This window comes from Prevotella sp. TCVGH, assembly GCF_023522295.1.
In the GTDB taxonomy this organism is placed as follows: domain Bacteria; phylum Bacteroidota; class Bacteroidia; order Bacteroidales; family Bacteroidaceae; genus Prevotella; species Prevotella timonensis.
The window spans coordinates 1-7318 of the sequence record NZ_QFFX01000094.1 but is presented as its reverse complement, the minus strand read 5'-3'; the positions used below and the strand labels follow the sequence as shown (position 1 = coordinate 7318).

Annotated in this window: 7 protein-coding genes and 2 pseudogenes; 2 read left to right on the top strand and 7 right to left on the bottom strand. The window is 40.7% G+C overall.

The annotated features are described in order from the left end of the window. The 3 genes and pseudogenes from DEM91_RS11700 to DEM91_RS11690 all read right to left on the bottom strand — a co-directional run. The coding region (locus DEM91_RS11700) for a CHC2 zinc finger domain-containing protein (RefSeq protein ID WP_249859034.1) at positions 1 to 737 on the bottom strand (737 nt) is incomplete at its 3' end. A gap of 182 nt (positions 738 to 919) precedes the next feature. Further along, positions 920 to 2223: pseudogene (locus DEM91_RS11695) on the bottom strand (VapE domain-containing protein). 145 nt (positions 2224 to 2368) lie between these two features. Beyond that, on the bottom strand, positions 2369 to 2779 hold the full coding sequence (locus tag DEM91_RS11690) for a hypothetical protein (protein ID WP_115367875.1): 411 nt from the start codon (positions 2777 to 2779) through the stop codon (positions 2369 to 2371). Positions 2780 to 2814: 35 nt separating this feature from the next. Here DEM91_RS11690 and DEM91_RS11685 point away from each other — a divergent pair. Continuing rightward, positions 2815 to 3115 (top strand): annotated as a pseudogene (locus DEM91_RS11685) (helix-turn-helix domain-containing protein). Positions 3116 to 3127: 12 nt separating this feature from the next. Continuing rightward, the gene (locus tag DEM91_RS11680; RefSeq protein WP_021670380.1) at positions 3128 to 3415 is read left to right on the top strand and encodes a helix-turn-helix domain-containing protein; all 288 of its coding nucleotides are present in this window, start codon (positions 3128 to 3130) and stop codon (positions 3413 to 3415) included. Between the two features lie 319 nt (positions 3416 to 3734). Here the strand turns inward: DEM91_RS11680 and DEM91_RS11675 are convergent, their stop codons facing one another. From DEM91_RS11675 to DEM91_RS11660, 4 genes are all read right to left on the bottom strand, one after another. Then, entirely contained in the window at positions 3735 to 4430 is a 696-nt protein-coding gene (locus DEM91_RS11675; protein WP_036870658.1) for a hypothetical protein, read from the bottom strand. Further along, positions 4430 to 5041 carry a hypothetical protein gene (locus DEM91_RS11670; RefSeq protein WP_021670382.1) on the bottom strand — a complete coding sequence of 204 codons (612 nt, stop codon included), beginning with the start codon at positions 5039 to 5041 and terminating at the stop codon, positions 4430 to 4432. Before DEM91_RS11670 ends, DEM91_RS11675 begins: the two co-directional genes overlap by 1 nt. 490 nt (positions 5042 to 5531) lie before the next feature. After that, on the bottom strand, positions 5532 to 5951 hold the full coding sequence (locus DEM91_RS11665) for a hypothetical protein (protein ID WP_025064808.1): 420 nt from the start codon (positions 5949 to 5951) through the stop codon (positions 5532 to 5534). Continuing rightward, positions 5948 to 7267, bottom strand: a complete 1320-nt coding sequence (locus DEM91_RS11660) for a site-specific integrase (RefSeq protein ID WP_025064807.1) — start codon at positions 7265 to 7267, stop codon at positions 5948 to 5950. The genes DEM91_RS11665 and DEM91_RS11660 overlap by 4 nt, the downstream gene beginning before the upstream one ends. Positions 7268 to 7318: the final 51 nt, after the last annotated feature.

Genomic DNA, 7318 nt, shown 5'->3' with positions numbered 1-7318 from the left:
CGGACAGTTCTTGCCACATTGCTTACGGAGTTCATCACAAGGCAGTGGCTGGCTATCTCCTCTTTCATTGAAAGAAAGGAGAGGAAGTCCATAAAGCCCTCAAACACGCATACAGGCAGTGGCTTGTCTATTGCGTGTTTTGTCTGTTTGTCCGTAAATATCAGAGTAATGTCCTTCGGAGCTATCGTTCCCTTGAACGTCTTGTCGTCACGAAGCTCATAGCCGCCAGAGAGATTAGCATAGCCGATGGCTTGATAGAGTCTGCTCCTTACCTCATAGCTGATACATTTGAGGAAAGGTATAGCCTTTTCCATGTCAATGCAGCGTTCCTTCGTAAGATATTCCTGCAAATGTGGTGGCAGGGTGTCTGATATTTCTATCAGTCTCCTTGCTCCATTTACAGCCATCACAGGCTGGGAATTATTTGGCACGAAGTCTTTACGAGAACTATATGTTATATTATCGGAAGCGTTTTGTTCCAAACGGCAAATGGCTTCCGATAGCGTGCAGCTCTCCAAACGCATACAGAGGTCAATAATACTTCCGCCCCTACCTTCGGCATAGTCTATCCAGAGGTTCTTCTGTGTGTCCACCTTAAAACTCGGATGCGTTTCCTCTCTGAGTGGTGAGCGGTACAGCACATAGGAAGGTGTCCTACGTACAGGCTTGATGCCTTTCCTTTCAAGATACTCCACGATGGGGTATTGCTTGATGCGTGATAAATCTTCTTCTTTCATTGCTTTGATACTTTAATGGGTTGAATGATAATTATTTATATTTGTCTGTTTTTATGGTTTTACTGTTTCCAAAGTTTTCCCCCTCCAAACTTTTTCATCTTTCTTCTTACTACATACTATTTTGTGATAAGTGATTGATAATCAGTGTTACTTTGTAGTATAAGACAATACTACACATTCTACTACATTTGGCTACTACAAGTTTTAAGGAGCGGGCAGGGCAAGATTTTCCTAATTTTGTAGACATAGATGGGGCTACCTCCGTTTCTTCGTTTGCTCACCTTTATGTATCCTGCTTTCTTCAAGGCTTCGCCCATACGCTTGGCAACAAGTGATTGGTGAGTATAAATACCCAAATAGGTAAGTATCTCCGTAGTGGTCATTAACGAATAACTTTCATCCTCCGTTGGCTTTTAAAACAACGCAACAAAAGCTCCATCTCTGCAGTTTGTACTTGAAAGTCTTCACTCTCTCTATATAGTTCGGCAATCTCGTCATCATCAAACCAATAGCGAAAACCTAACTTTAACAGGGCTTTGGCTTCCGCATAAACATTGTCCATCGAGATAGCTTTTGCTCTCTCAATATTTATGGAAAGCACTTCAAAGGGCAGGAAGCGTCTGCTTCCTGTAGGGTCTGTAAGAAAGTCGTTGCCGTTTACCGATGCCACGAAACTTGCCAAGTGGGGGTGTTCCTCCACATATTTATCATAGGGCATACGATACTTGACCATCGGGCAGGTGATGAGGTTTTTCAGTTCGTTCTCGTCACGCTTGTTGAGGGCTTTAAGTTGGTCGTCGATGTTTACGATGAGGTTTTGCCCGATATAGGTAAGTGTGTCCTTCTCCTGCGGATATATCTTGCCCGTGTAGCTGTAACCATGCAAAGCAGGAGGACAAAGCAAGTCAAGGAACGTTGTCTTGAACTTGCCCTGCTCGCCTGTTAGTACAAGACAGGTATGGTTACGGCACTCACGGTTGTCCATGGCATTGGCAACCACTGCTACGAGCCATTTAGTAAGGTACGGCAGCCACTTGTCAGAGTTGCGAACAACTACGCAACTTGCCAAGTCAGGAATGGCTTTCAGTGAAAGGGAGGAAGCATTGCGGCAACTATTGTATTCGTTAGTGTTACTACAACTACTGCCTATATCCAGCAAGGGCAACGCTTTGAAATACTCTTGTATGGGGTTGATGCGTGGCGAGAAGCTGCTCTCGATGATGGAATAGAGGTTGTCGGAAGATGTGATAATCCCCACATCGTTGTCAAGTTCCCTGCGGAGCGTGTTGATTTCATAGCGACCCACTTTTGAGAAGTGAGTATCGTCCTTGTCCCTGTATTCAGTTCTTCCCAACACCGTGTTGTATCTGAACTCATAGCGAGAGGAAAGATAGGTTTCTATCTCACCGTTTTTTGAGGAAGTCTTCCTTTGCTTGGGCATATTGTTTTCGCCCTCCGATTTGCCTTTATCTGCATTCTTTTTCATTATCTGCTTGGTTTGGTTTCCAAGAGTGAAGTTACGAAGAGAATGGGAAAGTTCCAAGCATTCGGGGAGTGCTTGCATAATGTTGCACTCATTGGCTATGAATTTCTCATGGATTTTTATGGAAATAGAGAGAGAAAAGACTGATTTAAACTAAAACTAAGTCAAAGAAGATGATAAAATAACAAGAAAAGGCAGAGGCAGGAGTGTACCTTTTGCGCATGTATGCGGTATTCTGCACCGATATTGCAAACAATAGTATCAGCACAGAAATAAGGTAGCGTTTGTTTACACCAAGAGTGCCACAAGCTGCCACTTGGGCGAAAAACGATTGAATAGGAGATGCATCACCGTATCTTTGTACCCAACGGACGGTGAAAGAAGAAAACAGGGTAAGAAGGTGCAAACGGCTGCCGATAAAATGCGTTAGCTTTTCCTTGAAATTCCCGATATTTCCCTGCTGTTCCCTGCTGCTTTGAAGTATGACAAACTCATCATATTTTTGCAGGCATAAACGTGCGGTGAAACGCAGAACAGGCAAAGGTATTGTCAATACCAATAAGACGGAATTACAAACAAAACAATTATAAAACTATGGGATATTTTATCATTACGGATTCAAATTGGACAAGGCTCAAGAATGAGATTCTCTGTCTTGCCGAGACCTGCCACAAGGTATTCGGGGAACAAAGCAAGCACACCGATTGGCTGCACAACGGTGATGTATGCAAGTTGCTTAACATCAGCAAGCGCACATTGCAGCACCATCGGGATACAGGTGTGTTGCCTTTCTCGCAAATCGGGCATAAGTGCTATTACAGGCGTGAGGATGTGGAGCTATTGCTCCAAACCAAATCGGATAAATCGAAAAGACAAATTTAAAAATAACAAATAAGGAAAGAGAAATATGGAACAGGTAAGAGACTTGAACATGGATGCGGACGATATGCTGGTGGTGCTCTCCGCAGTTGAGGGAGTGAACAGACGGATAAAGGAAGTGGCACAGACACACAAACCGCTGTTTGGCGGTGAGCATTTCCTGACGGGTAAGGAAGTATGCGAGCGGCTGTATATCAGCCCTCGCACCTTGCAAGACTATCGGGACAGGAGAATTATTCCCTACACACAATTTGCAGGGAAGATTCTCTACAAGGCTTCGGATTTGGAGAAGATGTTGGAAGATAATTATAAGTGATGGAAAATAAATCAAGGAGAATCCTCCGCATGTAACATCCGAACGAAGTCGTCTTATTTATAGTGTTTTGAGGCGATAAAAGCTGCAATTAAAATGCAACGACTCTTGACAGTCTTCCTGCAAACATAATATGTGGATAATTAAATGTGGTGTTTGAGCATAAAGGAAAGGAGTACGAGGCTTACACTATGAATGAGGACTTAATTCAGACGATTACTTTAATTTTATAAAACTATTACGAAACAGGTTGTATAAAAAATGATATTCGTAAAAATACAAATATCATTTTTTATACATTAATCCTTACATAAATATCTAATTAATCCCAACTCTCAGAATAGTTTAAAACATACTGCCAAACTAAATTTTGAGGAGTATAAGGGATAAATCTATCATAAGAAGCCCCACTTATGTCACACTTCACATAACGTAAGATGGTTGATGCTGTTACAAAACCATTTATACTATTCGTTGTATTTGTGAAGCCTTTTATTAATTTACCGTTTTTGTCATATTCATCTGGTGCCCATCCCATTGCAACATCATCTGGGTTTGTGTTATAGTTTCTAGGTTTAATACTCTCATTGTTACTTTGGGCTAAGTCTTTATATATCTTATAAAAGCATACTAAATATATACTGCCTTTGTATAAACCATATTTTTCTGCATCTGAAAAAATCATTTTTTTATACCCACCAAATTGTTCTTTGCGATCAAACCCTTTTACCGTTATTTTCTTGGGATACGAATCGTTTGAAGCTCGTGTTTGATTGGAACTCCAAGCGTCGGGCTCAGAATTAGTAGTTGAAATAAAGTCAGAAAGTTTAGCCGTGTATACAGTTGTGTCTTCAAGGTGAATCAACTCACCTTTGTCCGTAATCACTGTATTTGCATCTTCTGCAGTTCGCTTTGATAATGCAGTACCATTTGAAACCAATTCGTCTTGTGAATCGTTAGTACATGATGTTACTGATATGGCAAAAGCCATAATTGATAATAAGAAAAGTTTTTTCATCACCATATTGTTTTGATTTTAAAATATTTCCATTTAATATTTGATGGTTTAATTGGATAGTAAAAACCGACACTGTTTCCATTATCATCATATCCAATCTTTTTCATAATAGTATACGCTTCATATCTACCATTTGTGTTGCTAGAAGAAACAATGAATCCCCTCTTCCCTGTATTTAGATTTACTCCAATAGAATCTTTATTATAATCATTATAGAAACCTTCTGTTAGAGCATATTCACCAGAAGACGGAATAAGTTTAATAACTTTAATGGTTTGCACAAAATATGTCTTTTTTTTGTCCAAATTATATTTTTCTATCCATTTCCCAAATTTTGCTCTTTCCCAAGAAACTGACAATATTTCGTCATATCCATATGTCGAATCTTTCTTAGAGTCTTGATTTATTACGACATCTTCGGGCTTTTTTCTAAAATTGCTCTCTGCATTTAAAAAAGAGTTTGCGCTTTCATAATTACACACATCTTCTTGTGTATACAAAATCATTCCATCTTTCATGGAATAACGCAAAAGATGATTAGCGTCTTCTTCTTGACAACTAACCAAAAGAATTGTTAATATCGAAATAAAAACATATTTCATAAAAATCATTCCTCCTCAAAAATTGTATTTCGCGCCAAAGATAACAATAAAAAACAAAGCAAACAATTATTTTTCCATTTTTTTTGAAAATTTAACTGCAGAGCAGCACGTGTAACTATTCAGCGGTAAGGCATATAAATTATCATTGATTATCAGCAAGTTACAGAATTAGATATAAACAAAATCAAGCGAATAATGTCATTTTGAGGTTTTTAACCACAATGTTGTGCTTATAAGTTGCTGATATTCAACTTTAATAACCGCTGAATAGTTACAGCAACCGTGTTATGGTCTGAAATGCGTCATCAAATACCGTCCCTTAATTATACACAATACCACAATAGAGTTTATTTGAAAATATTTCAACATTAATATGTAGTCAAAAAGTAGTAACATGTAGGATAATTTCTAACTACATTCTAATCCTTTTCTTTCACTATATTACCTCATATTGTAGTTATGTAGTAGGATAATATCGGTGAAAAAAAAGGAAATATATTCATCGGTTCTTGGTATTGCTCAACAGGAAGATTGGCGTTACAATGGCAGTCTCTGCCTGCAATTTTCTACTGATGTACTTTCTGAACAAATGTGCTTCCGTGCTGTCCAACAGAAAGGACAGGGCAATGATGATAGGAAGCGGATAGAGTGGCGCATAGCCTTTCAATTGTCCGCTGATGAAAACAGGCTCTTCACCTGCACCCCTCTCATCGGGATGCAAGGTGGAGGATTTCATAAGTGTTTGCAGTCTATGATTAAGTTTTCTCCACGTTACTCCGAAGAACCTTGTAAGTTCTCCCTCCGTCATGGCTATGTCTCCGATTCCCTTGCGGATGACTTGCATATTGCAACCCCAATCAAAGTAACTGCGATTATTGTCCGTGCTGGTCTTTGTTTTTGATTTATAGCTCGTATTCATGCCGTTTCCTCCTTTCTGCCATTTGAATTGACAGCAAAGGGAATTGTCTTTGTGTCTGTTGTTGCTTCCACATCTGCATTTACGGTATTTTTGTCCTTCGCCTTGTACCTGGCGATAAGCCTGTCCATGTCCTCCGAAATCTTACTATCCGTCACCTGCGCATAAATTTGAGTGCTTGATATGGAGGCGTGTCCCATCATCTTGGCTATACTCTCGATAGGGATTCCTGCGCTCAGACTCATCGTGCCGAATGTGTGACGAGCCATGTGGTAGGACAAACGCTCTCTGATACCGCAAGCCTTTCCCACGATGCTCAGCTTGGTATCCATGACACTACGGCTGCAATCACGGTGAAAGACAAGGCGGTCGCCCTTTTCTTTCACCATCAGATGTTCCTCGCTTCTTTCCTGCTCTTTCCTACAATGGCTGATGATGGCTTCAGCTATGGGATGTAACGGCACGATGAACTCAACCTTGGTCTTCTGACGTTCCTTTCTTATGTACATCTGTCCGTCCGCTGCCGTTTGGATATGCTTGTATTCCAAATTCTCCATATCTGAGATAGCCAAGCCTGTGAAGCAGGAAAAGACAAACATCAGTCTTGCCAGCTCCGCTTCCTTGTCGTTCATCTTCATTGCCATAAGTTTCATCACATCGCTCTTTTGCAGAAAGCGTATCTTCTTTTCCTCTTTCTCATACTTGGTATTCTTAAACGGATTGCAGCGGATAATTCTCTTGCTGACCGCACGGAACATCAGTCGGCTCAGCCAGCAGAGGTTGCTGTTGACGGTGGATGCTTTCAGCCCACGTTTTTTGAGAAAGAAGCGGTATTCCTCGAACAAGTCCTCTGTAATTGTTCCGATGGGTATGTCCTGTTCTCCTTTGTTTTCTACAAATTCACGGAGATTTCTGTCAGAATAGAACAGGTTCAGGTAAGTTCCCTCTGCCCTTGATCTGTCAACACTTTCCTTGACTGCTTGCAGTTCCGCCCTGCTCATGGCAAGGAGCGTGGTCGGATTAGTGGCAATACCCTGTAAGCGGTTCTTTACAAGTTCCACACTTACTACTCCATCCTTTACAAGAATGTTCCGATAGGTCTTTTCCACCAAATCCCTGAACTCATTGATTCTTTGATTGGTCTTCCTGTCAGTCGTCAAACCCTGCTTGGCGTTCCACTCGGAGGCTTTACACTCTTCTCCTGTGGTAATGGCGGTGCTCTTTCCGTCTATGGTGATACGGCAGAGAATGGCGGTGTTGCCGTCTGCCTTTGTCTTCTGTCTGTTGATGTAAAACAGTATCTTGAATGTACTTCTCATTGTCTTGGTGGTTTGAAGTTAATTAGGGTCTGCTGAATTATTATCTCTTCA

Bases quoted from the DNA above. Each gene is read 5' to 3' on its own strand.
- DEM91_RS11680 (WP_021670380.1), top strand. From the start codon at position 3,128: ATGGAACAGGTAAGAGACTTGAACATGGATGCGGACGATATGCTGGTG.
- DEM91_RS11675 (WP_036870658.1), bottom strand. From the start codon at position 4,430: ATGAAAAAACTTTTCTTATTATCAATTATGGCTTTTGCCATATCAGTA.
- DEM91_RS11670 (WP_021670382.1), bottom strand. From the start codon at position 5,041: ATGATTTTTATGAAATATGTTTTTATTTCGATATTAACAATTCTTTTG.
- DEM91_RS11665 (WP_025064808.1), bottom strand. From the start codon at position 5,951: ATGAATACGAGCTATAAATCAAAAACAAAGACCAGCACGGACAATAAT.
- DEM91_RS11660 (WP_025064807.1), bottom strand. From the start codon at position 7,267: ATGAGAAGTACATTCAAGATACTGTTTTACATCAACAGACAGAAGACA.